This window comes from Acinetobacter rongchengensis (assembly GCF_003611475.1).
Classification (GTDB): domain Bacteria; phylum Pseudomonadota; class Gammaproteobacteria; order Pseudomonadales; family Moraxellaceae; genus Acinetobacter; species Acinetobacter rongchengensis.
Map to the genome: position 1 here is coordinate 39319 of NZ_RAXT01000015.1, position 16710 is coordinate 56028.

Consider the following 16710-nt stretch of genomic DNA (forward strand, 5'->3'; position numbering starts at 1 on the left):
CTCTCTTATACTCCAAATTTATTAAAATCATCTTCTAAGTCATCTTTATATTCATCATCTAAAGCTTCTTCAAGCTGACTATGAATTCCATCATCTACTAAATCCCCAGTATCATGATTATAAAAATCTTCATCTAATTTCTTTGTAGGTATAATACCTTCATCGTCACTACTACTAATAAATTGAATTTCAACATTATCTGACGAATCACTAAAAAAACGCTGCGTACGTCCAAACTCATCTAATATCCCAATGAATTCAGTTTTTCGAGAATGATTTATAAATTTAAACTTAATCTCTTGTTTTAATTCATCTTTACCAAATAAATCACCAAAATCAAATCTTCGACTAAATATCCCACTCTCTGGCATTTTTGGCAGTTCAGCATGCACCATCTCCCCACTCTTAAACACATGCTGACCACTCCTAACATCAAAATAACCACCTGTTTTAAAAAAGATACCATCTTTATTCATCACAAGTTTCGAACCACCAGTTGTAAATTCAAAGCCCTCTGCACTGATCATTTCAATCTTGCCTTCAGTTGAAATAAACTTAATGACTTTTTTCGCAATCATTTCAATCAAATCATCATGAGCGCGTACTTTGACTGGACCTTTGGCTGCATAAGCACTTATGCCTTTTTCAGCTGCAAACAAACTCAGCTTCTCCAGCGCATGAGCGACAATATTCTTCTGCGCACTTAAATTAATCGAACCTTGAGCACTTTCAGCAATATCTTGAGAAGCTTGTAAAATGATGTCTTCTGGTGTGGTTAAAGCAATACCATTCGGAGATGCCAATAACATCAACGCTTGACGGAAAATCTTGCCTTGCGCTTGATCCTTTTCATCATCACTATTCTCTAAGTCTTGGGTATAACCTTCCATAAAACCTTGCAAAGAATTGAGTGCCTGCATTGGATTAACATCCAATTTACTACCTTTGCTAAATGTTCCACATGGGCTCATGACATCAAAATCTTTGATTTCAACATTGCTAATCACTTTACCTAAGCCTTTTAATCCAGCAAAAGGATCAGAATCAAATTGGTCTTTTAAACCTATGAGTTTAACCTTTAGCAAATCTGAACCATGTTCTTCCATGTTTTCAATAAACGCTTTTAAGTTATCGACAGACTCTGTTGCTTCATTAAAAAAGTCTTTAAATTCATCAATAATATTTTTAGAGTCCGTACCAAATTTTTGGATATCATCAATAAAGCCACCACAATCTTTCAAAGCCGAAATTGGATCACGACTCACTGCATTTTTAAATAGTCCAACAGTTGCTTGCAGCGCTTGATTAGCACCTTTCAATTCTAAAGAATTGATCAGTTTTGGTAGTCTATTCAGTACATTCAACGCATCAGTTTGCTGTTTTACTGCAATTTCACTGAGCATATTCATGCTATCAGCACCTTGTTTCAGTAAAGATTGAGCTTGTGCTGCTTCCAAATGCTCAGCAAGTGCATTTTCCTGCGCATAGGTGCTAATCAGCATTCCTTTACCCGCTCGCACCGCACCATAAGCATCTGTACGCAACTCAAAGCCTTCACCACGACCATCACTACTTGCTTTATCTTTCGGATGGCTTAGATTGCCCAAATTCAATTGAGTCGCAGCATGACTACTTTGTAACTGGGCACTGATCTGCCCTGTAGTATCATCAAAACGAAGCTGATTAAAACCTGAGCCATTTACTTCTGCAGAACGAATACCACTGAGTTTTTTAGTATCTGGGAGCTGTCCTTTACCATCAAACTTGGTTTGATGACGTTGGGCTTCATGCAAACGTCCCACAACAAATGGGCGATCTACATTGCCGTCAAAGAAATCAATCACAACGATCTCACCTATCCGCGGATGAAACCGTGTGCCATACCCCTCGCCTGCCCATGGCGTGAGTACATCGACCCAAGCAGAATCCATATCATTATCATTCGAACCCGCTCCGCAATCATGCGTATTGTCTTCCTGACGGGTAAATAAGAAGCGAACTTTAATGCGTCCCCATTGGTCTACATAAATCGTTTCGCCTTCAGGCCCAACCACTTTGGCACGTTGCGGAAATACTGCTGGTCGGTGTGTTAAAGGGTTATATTCAGGGACTATCGGAATTCTACGGCGCACCAAAGACAATTCATTGGCTTGACGTTGATCTTTAATTAAGTGATGCCAATAGCTTAAATTGAGTAATTTTGAGAGTTGATCTTGTAGCTCTTTAGGTAAATTATTTTGGTTATAAAATGTTTTTCCTGTAATTAAAAACTCTCGATCAGCGCCTTCATGCTGATCAATCTCTGGGTGCTCTTTCAGCTCAAACCAATAACCGACTTGTGCATCTCGTACAGAACTAATTGCAGTAAAATATTTAGATTGTAATTCCTGATAGCGCATCAGTTGCGCATTCATCTGATCCAGTTGTGCCGAACTCGACATGGTCGTCTGATCCTCACCTTTTAGATCACTCGTCCATGCAGGGCTCAGTGTCCACGCCTGTTCTAAACTTAAAGTTTCATTGTCTCGTTGCTCACTGTGCTGATGATGACTTAACATCGCATAAGGCTGTTCTTGCGATAAATAATCGGCTTGCCAACGTTGAACTTGAGTTGCAGTAGATTGAATGGAACGTTTTGCAATTAGACTGGTAATCGTATCAAAACGTTCAGTCGCATGACTGCGATGGAAACGAACCACTCGTCGTGGTATCGCTTTGTATTGAGAATTATCATCAATCAAACGCAGTTTCTGTGCTTGAATTTCTGTTGCAGAAACAGGAACAATTGGTGTTGATTCATCAATCAACCAATTAATACCCTCACTACGCCAAAGACGTGTTAAAAACTCATGGTCTGTTTCATTTATCTGTATAATCAGCGGTCGTATGTCGTAGTCTTTGGTTAAACTGCGGCAGTCTAAACTTAAACTTGATGCAAATAATGCGCTTTTGGTTTGCCATTCTTTGAATAAAATTTCTGAAATTTCCAGCACACTTTTATTCATGAATACTCGGCTGTTACGGCGCTTGTGCCATAAACTGGTTGCATCTTCGAGTGTGATTTTATAAACAGTGAGTGCCCCATCACTTTGCCCCTGACTCGCTTCAGTGATAATCCCCGTAGTTCGATAAAGTTCACCAAAATCAGTCACTTGATCTACAGCAACTTGGCAACCAATAAATTGCTTGAGTGCAATATGTGCATTGACCGATAGGCACAATAATTCTGCCTTTAAGCCTTGATTGATATGTTGTGTACCTTGAATACACTGTAGAAATACATTGGCATTGAGCACTGGATTCGAAAATTGAACATGAATCGCTCTTTTTTGCGGTCCTAAACCAAAACGTTCTAGTAATGCATGAATATTTTTTAACATTTTAATTATTTGTAGTGAATTATATATAAAGATATTTTAAACAAAAAAGTTAAAAATACAACTCAACAAATCAAGAAAAAGATAGAAATTCAAATTATTATTAAGTTATATAAAACAAAGGGGACGATATCGCCCCCTCATAAATGAATAGAGACCAACTTTAGAAAGGCACGCGTTTATATTCACGATATTCTGGTTTCCAGAAGTTCTTTTCAATGTTTTGCTGTAATTGCTCATCACTGATTGCAGGTGCAACACCATCCGCAATTGCAGCTTTCGCCATATTGAAAGCAATAATTCGGGATACTTTCTGCAACTCATTCAAATCAGGTAACAAATCTGCATTTTTATCATGCAATTTTGGTGAACAATCAGCCAGTGCAGTACTCGAAGCACTCAGCATATTATCCGTCACGCGTGTCGCTTGAACAGCAATCACACCTAAGCCAATACCTGGGAAGATATAAGAGTTATTACATTGTGAAATATTAAAGGTTTGACCATGATAATTCACTGGTGCAAATGGACTACCCGTTGCAATTAATGCCTTACCATTGGTCCATTCAATAATATCAGCAGGAACAGCTTCTACCCGTGAAGTTGGATTAGATAATGGTAAAACGATTGGATATTCACAATTTTCAGCTAAAGTTTTAATGATTTCTTCAGTGAATAACCCCGGCTGACCAGATACACCGATCAATACAGTAGGTTTCGCATTTTTCACTACATCCAGTAATGAGATGATTTCTTCTGCATTGCCCCAATGCGCAACTTGATCGGTTTTTTGTGCCAATTTACGTTGAAAATCTAACAAATTAGGCTGATTTTCAGTGATTAAACCAAAACGATCAATCATGAAGACTTGCGCACGTGCCTCAGCATCGGTTAAACCTTCTGCCACCATCTGTGCAATGATCTGTTCAGCAATACCACAACCTGCTGAACCCGCCCCAAGAAATGCAACTTTTTGGTCTTTCAGTTGTTTTCCTGCTGCACGACTAGCAGCAATTAAAGTTCCGACTGAAACTGCAGCAGTTCCTTGAATATCATCATTAAAACAACAAATCTGATCACGATATTTTTCCAATAAAGGCATCGCATTCTTTTGCGCAAAGTCTTCAAATTGGATCAATGCTTTTGGCCAACGGCGTTTAACCGCAGCAATCACCTCATCAACAAACGTATAATACTCTTCACCATTGATACGTGGCTGATTCCAACCTAAATAAATTGGATCATTTAAAAGTTGCGGATTATTGGTCCCTACATCCAGTGTGATCGGTAATGTATAAGCAGGGCTAATACCACCACATGCCGTATAAAGTGATAATTTACCTATTGGGATTCCCATACCACCAATCCCTTGATCACCTAAGCCAAGAATCCGCTCGCCATCTGTAATCACAATCACTTTGACATTTTTACGATTTACATTATGTAAAATATCATCAATATGTTGACGATCAGGATAAGAAATAAAGACACCTCGATGGCGACGATAAATGTCAGAAAAACGCTGACATGCTTCACCCACTGTCGGAGTATAAATAATCGGCATCATTTCACTGAGATGATTTTCAATCAGATGATAAAAAAGCGTTTCATTTGTGTCTTGGATATTTCGTAAATAAATATGCTTATTGATTGCTTCACTAAATGAGCAATATTGTTGATATGAGCGTTGGCTTTGTTCTTCGATGCTTTCGATCACTTGAGGAATCAAACCATGCAGGTTAAAACGAATTCGCTCTTCTTCAGAAAACGCTGAACCCTTGTTTAACATTGGGAGTTCCAGCAGGGTATTTCCTGCATAAGGAATATATAAAGGATACTTTTTCAAATTTTCCGTTGTCATTTCCATTCTCATTTTGAAGTCAATACGCTATTCAACTTCGATATCTTGCTTAACTAAGACTTTGGTCACATATAAGCTTAAGCCTATTTTTGCAGGAATGGGTATTTAGATACGTGATAATGATATTTAGAGTATTTTACAAATTGATAAATTAAATTTAGTTATTTCTAGCATCAAATATTGGTCAAATCATCAAGCAACTTATATTCCTCAATCAAAATATTATCTTTTTTATAACAAAAGACTTGATCTAATTTGTTAGATTTTTTAATGAATGATTGCTTTTCTTCCCTATTGGCTCTATTTTATGAACAAGATGACAAAGCTCAAAACCTATAACAATATGAATTACAAATTAAATATCTTGCTTATGAGTACAATACTGGTTTGTTCAGGCTGTCAAACTGTTCAAAAAGTATCTTCGGGAGTAACCAAAACCACAGATAAAGTTAAAAGCTTAGTCGGTTTGGGTGAAACAAAAGCCCCAGAAATAGATCAGCAAGGTGTCGTGGATGCCAGCAAAGCCACGCTTGAAAAATTAGAACAAATGACACTGAATATGCCAACTGGACAGTGGGTATATGTTGAAAATGATCTACAAGGCATTTATACCCTCCAAAATAAATCGACCGATGGTAACATGCTGTATTTTCGACTCAATTGTAAAATTCCTTCACAACAGTCAGGTTTTACAATTCAAGATAAAGATGGCAAAGATCTTGTTAAAGCGCATGACCCGCAAACAGGTCAAATTCAGTTCTTAGTTGACAATAAAAATTACGGCAATCCATTTGATTTGGTCAATGCGAAAAAAATGCCCGCTTTTAAACAAGCCCTAAAAACAGCAAAGACGATTAAGATTTTCAATAATTCAAAACTTTATACATTTGAGAATGCACATGCTGAGCTATTAAACAAACCTGTGACCTGTAGAGAATGATTTTTTTCTCACTGATGTTAGGTATCAGAAATGATATCCACGACTGATCAAGAAAGCGTGTCGCTATACAGCTGAAATAAACTCTAAAAAGCATACTTTATTTGAGTTGTTCAATATTTCAGATCGAATACCTTTTATTCTATACAAATGCATTCACCTAAAGCCTCGGAAATTTGCTATATTTAGCGTTTTTCTGCGACATTTATTTTTCGATAGATTATGAATACGGCCATACAAGCAGCTCTTGATCATGCAATGCAATCCCTAAAAGCTGAAGGGACTCTTCCATCTGACTGGAATAACACCAGCACTTTGACGCGAACGAAAGACCGAAGCCACGGTGATTTCGCATCAAATATTGCGATGATTGGCGCTAAAGCAGCGGGTATGAAACCTCGTGATCTAGCTGAAAAAATCTTAGCGAACCTTCCTGAAGTCGTTGATATTTCTAAAGCAGAAATTGCAGGCCCAGGTTTTATCAATTTCTTTTTAAATGCTGACCAGCGTTTTGCTGTTTTGGATCAAATTCAAGCACAAAAAGACCAATATGGTAAAACTCAAGTCAATGCCGCAAAGAAAATTCAAGTTGAATTTGTTTCTGCAAACCCGACCTCAAGCCTACATGTCGGTCATGGACGTGGCGCGGCCTATGGTATGACGGTTGCGAATTTACTTGAAGCAACAGGTGCAAAAGTTGATCGTGAATATTATGTCAATGATGCAGGTCGTCAAATGGACATTCTCGCGACATCGACTTATTTACGTTACTTGGAACTGACAGGTCAAACATTAGTTTTCCCTAAAAATGCTTACCAAGGCGACTATGTAAAAGAAATCGCACAAAGCATTATCGACAAAGATGGCGATGCTTATGTACGCCCTGTTGCTGATGTTTACCTAGATGTTCCTGAAGATGTTCAATATGCTGAAGAACTCGATGCAGACGGCAACAAAGTTGTTGTTTCAGGTGACAAAGAAAAGCACATTGATGGATTGATTTTTAATTCGCAAAAATTGATTGGCGAAGGCTATCGTGTTTTCCATCAAGCCGCTTTACATGCCATTTTAGATGATATTAAAGATGATCTAGGTGAGTTTGGCGTTACGTTCAACCAATGGTTTAGTGAAGATTCTCTGATAGAAAAAATTGATGAAGCTTTGCAAATGCTTGATCAACGTGGTTTTTTATACGAAAAAGAAGGCAATATTTGGTTTAAATCAACTGAATTTGGCGATGAAAAAGACCGTGTTGTCAAACGTCGTAACGGTCAAACCACATATTTTGCATCGGACATAGCTTATCATTTAAATAAGTTACAACGTGGCTACACTGACCTGATCGATATTTGGGGTTCTGACCACCACGGCTATATTACACGTGTGAAAGCAGCAATCGATGCGCTGGGTTATGATTCGAAGAAACTAACCGTACTTTTAGTTCAGTTTGTGAGCTTATGGCGTGGTGGTGAGATGGTACAAATGTCATCTCGTTCTGGTCAATTCGTGACTTTGCGTGATTTGCGTAAAGAAGTGGGTAATGATGCTGCACGTTTTTATTATGTGATGCGTAAGTCTGAACAACACATTGATTTTGATTTAGATCTTGCTGTTTCACAAAGTAAAGACAATGCCGTATATTACATTCAATATGCGCATGCGCGTATTCAAAGTATTTTACAAAAAGCGGATACAGCGGGTATCGATTTGAATGTAGTAACTGCGCGTGAAAACGCAGATCAGCTTACACTTGAATCTGAAACTGAAATCTTAGCCAAGCTTGCAGCTTATCCTGAAATTATGGTACGTGCAGCAAATAACTATGAACCACATCAAGTGGGGAATTATTTGAAAGAACTTGCAGCATTATTCCACGGCTGGTATGCCCAAGATGGCGTTAAATTTATTGATGATCAAAATGTTGCATTATCTCAAGCACGTTTATTGTTATCATTAAATGTACAACAAGTATTAAAAAATGGTTTAACATTGCTTGGCGTTTCAGCGCCTGAAAGCATGTAAACAATAAGGAACAAGAGGAAAGTCCACGTGTTTGGAAAAACGCAGCGCGGTGTGTCAGAACGACCAAATAAGCCTAAAAAGCCTTTGATTCCCAAATGGTTAGGTATGCTTGTGGTCATATTAATCGTGTTAAGTTTTGCAGTTGCATTGTTGCTCTGGAAACCGTGGGCACCTGTACAGCCTCGAAACGAAATCACTTCTGAGCATTATCAAGAAGATACCAATAAAGATTACCGTTTCTATGATTTGTTACCACAACAACAAGTCACCCCTATTCCCGATCAAGCTGTTCCTGAAACCAAAACTCAGCAACAACCGCTGATTGTAGAAGCACCAACTCAATCGAATGATGTAGACGTTGGCGTTGATGGTTCAGTGCAACCTGCAACACCTGTGCAAGTTCAGCCTGAATACATTTTACAAGTGCGGAGTTATGATGATCCTGATGCAGCGGATGCTCGTCGTGCAGAAATTATTCTCAATGGTTTATCTGCCGATGTGGTACAAAGTTCTGAGGGTGGTAAAACTTGGTATCGCGTAATTTCTGGCCCTTATGATTCTCAAAATGCTGCTGTGATTGCCCAACAAACTTTGCAACACAGTGGAATTGATTCGATTGTGGTAAAACGCAATTGATTGATTATTCATAAATAAATTAGAAAAGGATGCTGCAGTATTCATGCTAAAGCATCCTTTTTTATGTATAAATCATTTTAAAGGAAATACTTGGTTAAAAAGTGCTGCATTAATTCAGCAACCTGATCAGAATAAACATGTGCTAAATCATGTCGTCCATTTTGAATCATATGCAGTTCCGAATGCACAATTTTACTGTGTAGATACTGCCCCACGGCGACAGGACTAATAGGATCTGCATCTCCCCAAATCAACAGTACTGGACAAGTGATTTGATCAAGCGAATCCTCCAAATTGGACTGATGTTGAACAAACCAATCAGGTACAGCAAAAGTTTGCTGATAATCTTCTCGCCAATCTGCTACATCAAAACTGCTTAAATCAATCCCACCCGATGTTGCAACCAAAACCAAAGCCTTGATGTGTTGTGGTTTTTGTAAAGCTGCTTGTACTGCAAAAATTCCCCCCATAGATTGTGCAACAACAATCGATGGTTTTTGAATATGTTCAAGTACGTAATCTTGCAGTGATTGAAAGCTTTGTACAGCAACATGATCTGGATGGCCACCAAAGCTTGGGTAAGCAATAGCAACCTTTTGATATGCTTGTGGTAACTGCTTAATTACAGGTTGCCAAAATTCGGTATTCCCCGATGCGCCTGCTAAGAAAATTATATTCATTACATCACTGAGCACATTCAAACGCTTCTCTTTCTAAAAATTACTTTTTGCTTTAGCGATTTGAAAGGCAGGACGTTGTTGAATTCTTTCTGCATACGCCACCATTTGTGGATTATTGGCTTTAACTCGCTCTTGCATCGCAACAACTGGGAAGCTCATTTGAATATCAGCAAAAGAGAAATCACCTACAAAATATTCATGCTGAGACAAGTAATTTTCTAAAAAAGCAGAATGTTCTTTTAACCGTGGATTGATAAAGCCACCCTTTACCCCATCGCAAATTTTATTGGCAATGGGTTTAATTAAAAATGGGACATGCTTCGGTACATTGCTCATCACCAAAGTCATCACCAAATAAGGCATCAAAGAACCTTCTGCATAATGCATCCAATAATTGTATTGCATTAAATCTTTGGGATTCTGTGGCTTAAATTTATTTTCGGTATCATAAGTGGTTTGAAGATATTCCAAAATAACTGCAGATTCAGCGATGACTAAATCACCATCAGTCAAAACAGGTGCTTTACCCAAAGGATGAATTTGTTTTAATTCAGGTGGTGCTGCAAAGGTAGGTAATCGCTTATAAAATTTAACTTGATATTCGACACCTAACTCTTCAAGTGCCCATAGAATTCTTAAAGAACGTGATTGCTCTAAGTGGTGTAGTGTAATCATTTTTGTGACCTCAATTTTGTATATCGACTATAACGGATTCACATAAAAAAATGACACTTTGTTTGGGACAAAGTGTCATTTTGGGTTACACGAATCAAATCAGAGAATTGACGTATTGATTTCCACACTTCTCAACAAGGTCTTGGTTACAGGTGTTTTTTGACAAATGTCTAAAACCTTTTGATGCATTTCATCTGACAAAGGCTCAACAAAAGATAAACGACGTTCAATCCATTCTTTACCTTCTTTATTGGCATTGAAAAAAGCTTCAACTGTAAATTCACCTAGATCAAACTCTTTATGTTTTGCATACATCCGTAAAGTGATCATGGTACAAGAAATCAAACCTGAGCAAATAAAATCATAAGGTGCAGGCCCCTTATCTTGTCCGCCAATTGACTCTGGTTTATCGGTAATGAAACGATGTTTACCGCTACTGATTTCACCTGACCACTGTTCTGGAAAGGTTTTTACTTTTGCACTCGCAATAACTGCCATGTTGTTTTCCTTGTCTTTATTGTCATCAATATTACTTTGAAGCCCGCATTTTATCTGAGAAAGCAGGTGCTTCTAGACGTGGCCCATCATACTCAGGAATTGTACCAAAACGAGCATCTTGATTGATCCATTGCTCAGTTGCAGCTTTCAACTCTTCCTGTGTTCGACCGACAAAGTTCCACCATAGCAGAATTGGTGATTCAAATGGCTCACCACCAATCAACAATAAACGTGACCCTTTGTGTAATTGCACGTCGATATGCTGAATACCAGGTTCAAGCACCACCATATTGTCACTATCTAATTCGTGACCATTGATGACCGCCTCACCTTCTAATGCCATGAATCCATATTCAAATTTAGGATTAAGCGGAATACGTGTGCTGGTCGATTCTTTTGCATATAAATCAACACCAAGCAATGCGGTATGTACTTTTACTGGGGAAATGGTGTCCTTAAACTCACCAACCAATACGGTAAATTCAACATCGTCCTGCTCAACAACAGGTAAAACTGGATAATGATCAAACTGTGGAGCCATATTGATCTTATCATCAGGTAACGCAATCCAAAGTTGTGCCGCATGCATTTTGGTTTCAGTTTCAGGTGCGACTTCCGTATGTGAGATACCATGCCCTGCCGTCATCAGATTGACTTGCTTCGGTCGGATTAACTGCTTAGAACCGAGGCTATCATTATGCATCATGGTCCCTTCGATCATCCATGTGAATGTCTGTAGACCAATATGTGGATGTGGTCCAACATCTAAACCATCACCTTGAGGGAAATTGACAGGGCCTGCATGGTCTAGAAAACACCATGCGCCAATCATACGTTTTTGACGGCTTGGTAAAGCGCGTTTAATGACAGTGCCTTTGCCTATTTCCGCAGAACGAATCTGAAAATCTTGAATAAATTGATTCACATATTTTTCACAATCGTCAGAATTGGAAATTTCAGTATAGTTACTATTGGTCATTTTATTATCCTAAAGTTGCTGTTCAGCTTAGGATGTTTATTCAACATCTTTCCATTTTATTGATCATAGCGGTTAAATTTGCTTTAACCTATAGCTAACTTAATACGCTGAATATTATCTATAGGACAATAGTAGTTTTGTTTTTGTTGTAAATATTCTTTTATCTTTAGAATAAGGTACTTGCGAACACAGCATTCTGCTGATGGTTTTGGAGTCATCCATGACTCATTTTAGATTTGAATAAAACTGTTTTAAATCGACCGTGTTGCTGAATAAAGAAAACTATTTAGGTATTTCTGGTGGTGTAAGATCTACAATTAAACCTGTTAATCGACGAACGATCGGTAAGAATATCAGCACAGTTGGGTAGGCAATTGCCCACGAGAGTAACCAAACAGAAAGCCATTTGGAAAAAAATCCATCGACCAATCCTAAGTTTTTCCAAAGATTAAACATCGAGATTGCTGCACTCATTAAGCATGAAAGTATTAGCGGTAAAATCCAAGCTGCATGTTTTGCAGGTAGTTTTGGAATATTACCGATAATCATACTTGGGTTTTTCTGCATGTTTTCCTCACAGCCTTGGTTTACCCGTTATTTGACAATGCTTACTTTTTAACATGTTGTTTAAGATGTTTCATAAATTGTCCAAATTGCGGTCGAAAATCTTTAAATAATTCGTGATTTTTATTCTCTAACATCACTTCACCAAATAATTTTAAACCGACAGCAAATGATTTTGTGGTTTGCTCATCAAATAATTCAGCTTGTTGTAATCGTTCTAGAATGACAAAGATATCATCATGGTTACCAACATCAAATTCTAATTTTTCTGTATAAGTAGATGGATTACCTTGTGCATCTGCAAGGTGTTGTACTGTGACATGGTATTGATGTTGTTTCATATTTTCTCTCGCTCTCAGTTTAAAGATGGGTAATTTCGACCGCTGCTTGATCAATTTTTTCAGCAATTTGTCGAACTTGCTCAGGGTTAAAATCTTGATTTTTCAGTTTTAAACGTAAGGATGTTTTTAGGTTCTCCATCGCACGATGTATATCTAAAAGCTGATCGTTGTTATGGATTTCTCTTCGAGTTTGCAATTTCTCAAGTAATTCTTGCGTGATCGTTTGCTGTTGTTGTAAATGTGCAATACCTGTTGGCGTAATGTGATATTGCTTACGATCACCTGCTGTATGTTCTACCGTAACAAAGTTCATATCTTCTAACCAATTCAGTGTCGGATAGATTGTTCCCGCACTTGGGCTATACCCGCCACCGACTAAATCACCAATTTCTTTAATGATTTCATAACCATGCTTCGGTGATTGTTGGATTAAGTGCAAAACCAATAGTTTCATTCGCCCTGCTTCAAACAGACGTCCACGGCGCCCATGATGATGCTGTTCTTCAATCATTTGCTTTTATATCTGTATCTTTAATGATTGATAAGATATATCTTAATATATCTTTTGTAAAGTTGGTATGTAAAAATGCATTCCAATATTCTGATAAATAATGAATTTATATTTTATAAAAATTGAATTTAAGGAGGTTAAGATATGAAAAAGGACGCTAGGCGTCCTTAAAAATTATCTTCATCAAATCGATCTTGATCTATTTTATAAATGTGAAAACTTCTTTCAATCTGAACACCTAAACCAAACTCAATCATCAAAGACGTTAACTTTTTTCCATCAATTAAAACAATACCTGACTTGAGTGCAGATTCTTTAGCTTCTTTGCTAAAAGTTGATGTCGTAATAAATACACCTTTTTTAGCAACTTGATCAGCTAGTGCACCTTTAAATTGTTGAATATCAGGACGACCAACCGTATTTTCCCAGCGCTTCGCTTGAATATAGATTTTATCTAAACCTAAACGATCTTCACTGATAATTCCATCTATACCACCGTCACTGGTTTTACCTATGGCTTTAGCAGCATCTTGATGTGATCCTCCATAGCCCATAGTAACGAGTAAATCGACGACTAAACGTTCAAAGAATGCAGGACTATTTTCTTTTACTAACCTCAATAAATCACTCTTTAATGATTCTTTCAATAATTCAGTTGTCTCGGTAATAATTTCATCAGGTGTTCTTGTATCTTCTGCAGTATGTAATAGCAGTAAATCTTTCTCTTGCTGACTTTCCCGATCTTCCTTAGAAACACCCAACTTATAATTTGAGAAACTCTCAAATTGCATCAAAAATTCATTTGTAATACCTGTTAGCTTTGTTAAATCTAATTGACGCCCTATAGGACTTAATTCACAAAACCCACGTTTTGGCTGATTGATTAAACCCGCCTTAGCTAAATATGTTTTAGCCCAACCAACCCGATCATAAAAAACTGTTTTTGTACCACTTGATAACCTTAAACTTAGCTCTTCTTGACTAAGACCTGAGCTATCTGCCAAAAGCTTAGCCATTTCACCAAACTTAATCGCTTCTTGTTGTTCTGAAAGTAATTTCATTAATGGGAGCATTAATTGGTCATAAGTTGGTAAAGGCATTATTCTCTCTAATCGAAATACTAATTTTTAAAACAGTATAAAAGAAAAAGAGCGCCTAAGCGCTCTTTTAAGAGTAATTTTCTAGGGTTCTACCAAGAACACCTTACACATCATTTTTAAAGTTTCATTTTAAAACTCGTTCATGGCGTAAAACTGGCATGAGGCTTCGTTTCTTGAAATCCTACTGCCGCGCGCAGAGCGCTTGGCGTAAAACTGGCAAGCAGCGTTGCTGCTTGAAACCCCAGTTTTACTCCCACTCAATCGTTGCTGGTGGCTTAGAAGAAACGTCATATACCACACGTGAAACATCTTTGATCTCGTTCATGATACGAGTCGAGATTTTATCGACAAGATCATAAGGAAGATGTGCAAAACGTGCTGTCATAAAGTCTACAGTTTCCACTGCACGAAGTGCGATCACCCATGCATAACGACGACCATCACCCACTACACCTACAGATTTTACAGGTTGGAATACAGCAAAGGCTTGAGCAGTTTTATCATACCAACCGCTGGCACGTAGCTCTTGCATAAAGATGTCATCTGCAAGACGTAAAATATCTGCATATTCTTTTTTCACTTCACCCAAAATACGCACGCCCAAACCTGGACCCGGGAATGGATGACGATAAAGCATTTCATGCGGTAAACCTAAAGTTGTACCTAAACGACGTACTTCATCTTTAAACAAATCACGAATTGGCTCAACCAATTCAAAAGCCAAATCATCTGGTAAACCACCCACATTGTGGTGCGATTTGATGACATGCGCTTTACCATTTTTAGTCGCAGCAGATTCGATGACATCTGGGTAAATTGTTCCTTGTGCAAGGAAGTTTACGCCATCAAGCTTACGTGCTTCTTCGGCAAAGACTTCAATGAATTCACGACCAATGATTTTACGTTTTTTCTCAGGATCAACTTCGCCTGCAAGCGCAGTTAAGAAACGATTTTCCGCATCAGCACGAATTACACGGATACCCATGTTTTTCGCAAACATGTCCATCACTTGCTCACCTTCATTTAAACGAAGTAAGCCATTGTCTACAAATACACAAGTAAGCTGGTCGCCAATCGCTTTATGTAAAAGTGCAGCAACAACAGATGAATCCACGCCACCTGAAAGACCTAATAGAACTTTTTGATCACCAATTTGCTCACGTAATTGCTCAACACGTAAGTCAATGATATTTTCTGAGTTCCAAAGATTACGGCAGCCACAAATGCTATGTACGAAGTTAGACAATAACTCTGCACCTTTTGCGGTATGTGTAACTTCAGGATGGAACTGTACACCGTAGAAACGGCGAGCTTCATCACTTACTGCTGCAAATGGGCAGCTTGGCGTGCTTGCTGTAACTTTAAAACCTGCTGGAATTGCACTGACTTTATCGCCGTGGCTCATCCAAACATTGAGTTTGTTGTCGCCATCATTCAAATCACCAAGCAATTGATCACGCTCTAAAACATCAACAGCGGCATAACCAAATTCATGAACGGTACCCGGCTCTACTTTACCACCAAGTTGTTCTGACATGGTTTGTAAACCATAGCAAATACCCAACACAGGTACACCTAAATTGAATACAACTTCTGGCGCACGTGGACTGCCTTCTTCATGCACACTTTCAGGGCCACCTGATAGGATGATACCGTTAGGGTTAAATGCGCGAATGTCTTCTTCAGACATATCAAAAGCATACATTTCAGAATATACACCAGCTTCACGTACACGGCGTGCAATAAGCTGGCTATATTGAGAACCAAAATCCAAGATGAGGATGCGGTCTTCAGTAATTTGAGTATTGGTAGTCATGGGTAAACAACTATGCAGGCAAATGAATATAAGCGCCATATTCTAGCATTTTTATACGCTAGACGCACACCATTCCATCAACTTCACTGGATTTTCAGAATTTATTGAAGATTATTCAAAAGTTGCTCATGCTTTTTGAATGGATTCAATCCATTTATACCAAGCCAAGTGATTTATTTTATATAAATAAAGATGCAAAAAAGCCAGATACAGATCTGGCTTTTATTAAAAAATTCAGACTTTCAAATTATTTTTCAATCGCATGATCCAGACTGAATTTACCTGCGCCATGTAACATCAAAAAGAATAAACCACCCGCCATCGCAAAGTTTTTCATAAAATTGATACTGTCTTGCGTACCCTCATGAAATATAAAAGCGGTAATAATACTAAATACGCCTAAACCAAACGCAGCAAAGCGTGCTTGAAAACCGAATAACAACGCTAAACCACCACCAAACTCAACTAAAATCGTTAAAGGTAATAGCGCTCCGGGTACGCCCATCGACTCCATATAACCTACTGTTGCAGCATAACCTGTGATTTTCCCCCAGCCAGCGACAAGAAAAATATAGGCCATAAGCACACGTGCTATTAAAGCTAAACTCGCATCTGTATTCGGTTGATTGACAATGTTTTTTACAATGACATTTGGATTAAACATTTTTCGACCCTTTTTGAATTTGTTTAAAATATGAACTCATATTAGCGCC

General features: G+C 38.1%; 15 protein-coding genes. 3 read left to right on the plus strand and 12 right to left on the minus strand.

Annotation, left to right across the window (positions count from 1 at the left end):
- Positions 1–5: 5 nt before the first annotated feature.
- Both D7V20_RS09345 and D7V20_RS09350 read right to left on the minus strand, forming a co-directional pair.
- A complete protein-coding gene (locus D7V20_RS09345) occupies positions 6–3380 on the minus strand; it encodes a type VI secretion system Vgr family protein (protein WP_120384025.1) in 3375 nt (1124 codons plus the stop codon).
- 160 nt (positions 3381–3540) lie between these two features.
- Entirely contained in the window at positions 3541–5238 is a 1698-nt protein-coding gene (locus tag D7V20_RS09350) for an NAD-dependent malic enzyme (RefSeq protein ID WP_120384026.1), read from the minus strand.
- A gap of 343 nt (positions 5239–5581) precedes the next feature.
- On the opposite strand from D7V20_RS09350, the gene D7V20_RS09355 reads away from it, so the two are divergent.
- From D7V20_RS09355 to D7V20_RS09365, 3 genes are all read left to right on the plus strand, one after another.
- Complete coding sequence (locus D7V20_RS09355) at positions 5582–6178, plus strand: hypothetical protein (protein WP_120384050.1); 597 nt, start codon at positions 5582–5584, stop codon at positions 6176–6178.
- A 219-nt stretch (positions 6179–6397) separates the two neighbouring features.
- Positions 6398–8197: an arginine--tRNA ligase gene (argS, locus tag D7V20_RS09360; RefSeq protein ID WP_120384027.1), complete on the plus strand. Its 1800-nt coding sequence runs from the start codon at positions 6398–6400 to the stop codon at positions 8195–8197.
- 27 nt (positions 8198–8224) lie between these two features.
- Positions 8225–8833 carry an SPOR domain-containing protein gene (locus D7V20_RS09365; RefSeq protein ID WP_120384028.1) on the plus strand — a complete coding sequence of 203 codons (609 nt, stop codon included), beginning with the start codon at positions 8225–8227 and terminating at the stop codon, positions 8831–8833.
- A 77-nt stretch (positions 8834–8910) separates the two neighbouring features.
- Here D7V20_RS09365 and D7V20_RS09370 read toward each other — a convergent pair whose 3' ends face one another.
- From D7V20_RS09370 to D7V20_RS09415, 10 genes are all read right to left on the minus strand, one after another.
- On the minus strand, positions 8911–9513 hold the full coding sequence (locus D7V20_RS09370; RefSeq protein WP_120384029.1) for an alpha/beta fold hydrolase: 603 nt from the start codon (positions 9511–9513) through the stop codon (positions 8911–8913).
- A gap of 33 nt (positions 9514–9546) precedes the next feature.
- Positions 9547–10188 carry a glutathione S-transferase family protein gene (locus tag D7V20_RS09375; RefSeq protein ID WP_120384030.1) on the minus strand — a complete coding sequence of 214 codons (642 nt, stop codon included), beginning with the start codon at positions 10186–10188 and terminating at the stop codon, positions 9547–9549.
- Between the two features lie 99 nt (positions 10189–10287).
- A complete protein-coding gene (locus tag D7V20_RS09380; protein WP_120384031.1) occupies positions 10288–10686 on the minus strand; it encodes an OsmC family protein in 399 nt (132 codons plus the stop codon).
- 31 nt (positions 10687–10717) lie between these two features.
- Positions 10718–11665, minus strand: a complete 948-nt coding sequence (locus D7V20_RS09385) for a pirin family protein (RefSeq protein ID WP_120384032.1) — start codon at positions 11663–11665, stop codon at positions 10718–10720.
- 282 nt (positions 11666–11947) lie between these two features.
- Complete coding sequence (locus D7V20_RS09390) at positions 11948–12232, minus strand: DUF2798 domain-containing protein (protein ID WP_120384033.1); 285 nt, start codon at positions 12230–12232, stop codon at positions 11948–11950.
- A 41-nt stretch (positions 12233–12273) separates the two neighbouring features.
- Positions 12274–12570 carry a DUF3861 domain-containing protein gene (locus tag D7V20_RS09395; RefSeq protein WP_120384034.1) on the minus strand — a complete coding sequence of 99 codons (297 nt, stop codon included), beginning with the start codon at positions 12568–12570 and terminating at the stop codon, positions 12274–12276.
- Positions 12571–12589: 19 nt separating this feature from the next.
- Positions 12590–13081, minus strand: coding sequence for a PadR family transcriptional regulator (locus D7V20_RS09400; protein WP_120384035.1), 492 nt, complete (start codon positions 13079–13081; stop codon positions 12590–12592).
- Between the two features lie 167 nt (positions 13082–13248).
- Complete coding sequence (locus tag D7V20_RS09405) at positions 13249–14181, minus strand: restriction endonuclease (protein WP_120384036.1); 933 nt, start codon at positions 14179–14181, stop codon at positions 13249–13251.
- Positions 14182–14428: 247 nt separating this feature from the next.
- Positions 14429–15997 (minus strand): glutamine-hydrolyzing GMP synthase, encoded by a 1569-nt coding sequence (gene guaA, locus D7V20_RS09410; protein ID WP_120384037.1) that lies wholly within the window; start codon positions 15995–15997, stop codon positions 14429–14431.
- Positions 15998–16244: 247 nt separating this feature from the next.
- Positions 16245–16661, minus strand: coding sequence for a DoxX family protein (locus D7V20_RS09415; protein WP_120384038.1), 417 nt, complete (start codon positions 16659–16661; stop codon positions 16245–16247).
- Between the last annotated feature and the right edge of the window lie 49 nt (positions 16662–16710).

What these genes read in the sequence shown, in the direction of transcription:
- D7V20_RS09345 (WP_120384025.1), bottom strand. Translation starts at nt 3,380, where the DNA reads ATGTTAAAAAATATTCATGCATTACTAGAACGTTTTGGTTTAGGACCG.
- D7V20_RS09350 (WP_120384026.1), bottom strand. Translation starts at nt 5,238, where the DNA reads ATGACAACGGAAAATTTGAAAAAGTATCCTTTATATATTCCTTATGCA.
- D7V20_RS09355 (WP_120384050.1), top strand. Translation starts at nt 5,582, where the DNA reads ATGAATTACAAATTAAATATCTTGCTTATGAGTACAATACTGGTTTGT.
- argS (WP_120384027.1), top strand. Translation starts at nt 6,398, where the DNA reads ATGAATACGGCCATACAAGCAGCTCTTGATCATGCAATGCAATCCCTA.
- D7V20_RS09370 (WP_120384029.1), bottom strand. Translation starts at nt 9,513, where the DNA reads ATGAATATAATTTTCTTAGCAGGCGCATCGGGGAATACCGAATTTTGG.
- D7V20_RS09375 (WP_120384030.1), bottom strand. Translation starts at nt 10,188, where the DNA reads ATGATTACACTACACCACTTAGAGCAATCACGTTCTTTAAGAATTCTA.
- D7V20_RS09380 (WP_120384031.1), bottom strand. Translation starts at nt 10,686, where the DNA reads ATGGCAGTTATTGCGAGTGCAAAAGTAAAAACCTTTCCAGAACAGTGG.
- D7V20_RS09385 (WP_120384032.1), bottom strand. Translation starts at nt 11,665, where the DNA reads ATGACCAATAGTAACTATACTGAAATTTCCAATTCTGACGATTGTGAA.
- D7V20_RS09390 (WP_120384033.1), bottom strand. Translation starts at nt 12,232, where the DNA reads ATGCAGAAAAACCCAAGTATGATTATCGGTAATATTCCAAAACTACCT.
- D7V20_RS09395 (WP_120384034.1), bottom strand. Translation starts at nt 12,570, where the DNA reads ATGAAACAACATCAATACCATGTCACAGTACAACACCTTGCAGATGCA.
- D7V20_RS09400 (WP_120384035.1), bottom strand. Translation starts at nt 13,081, where the DNA reads ATGATTGAAGAACAGCATCATCATGGGCGCCGTGGACGTCTGTTTGAA.
- D7V20_RS09405 (WP_120384036.1), bottom strand. Translation starts at nt 14,181, where the DNA reads ATGCCTTTACCAACTTATGACCAATTAATGCTCCCATTAATGAAATTA.
- guaA (WP_120384037.1), bottom strand. Translation starts at nt 15,997, where the DNA reads ATGACTACCAATACTCAAATTACTGAAGACCGCATCCTCATCTTGGAT.
- D7V20_RS09415 (WP_120384038.1), bottom strand. Translation starts at nt 16,661, where the DNA reads ATGTTTAATCCAAATGTCATTGTAAAAAACATTGTCAATCAACCGAAT.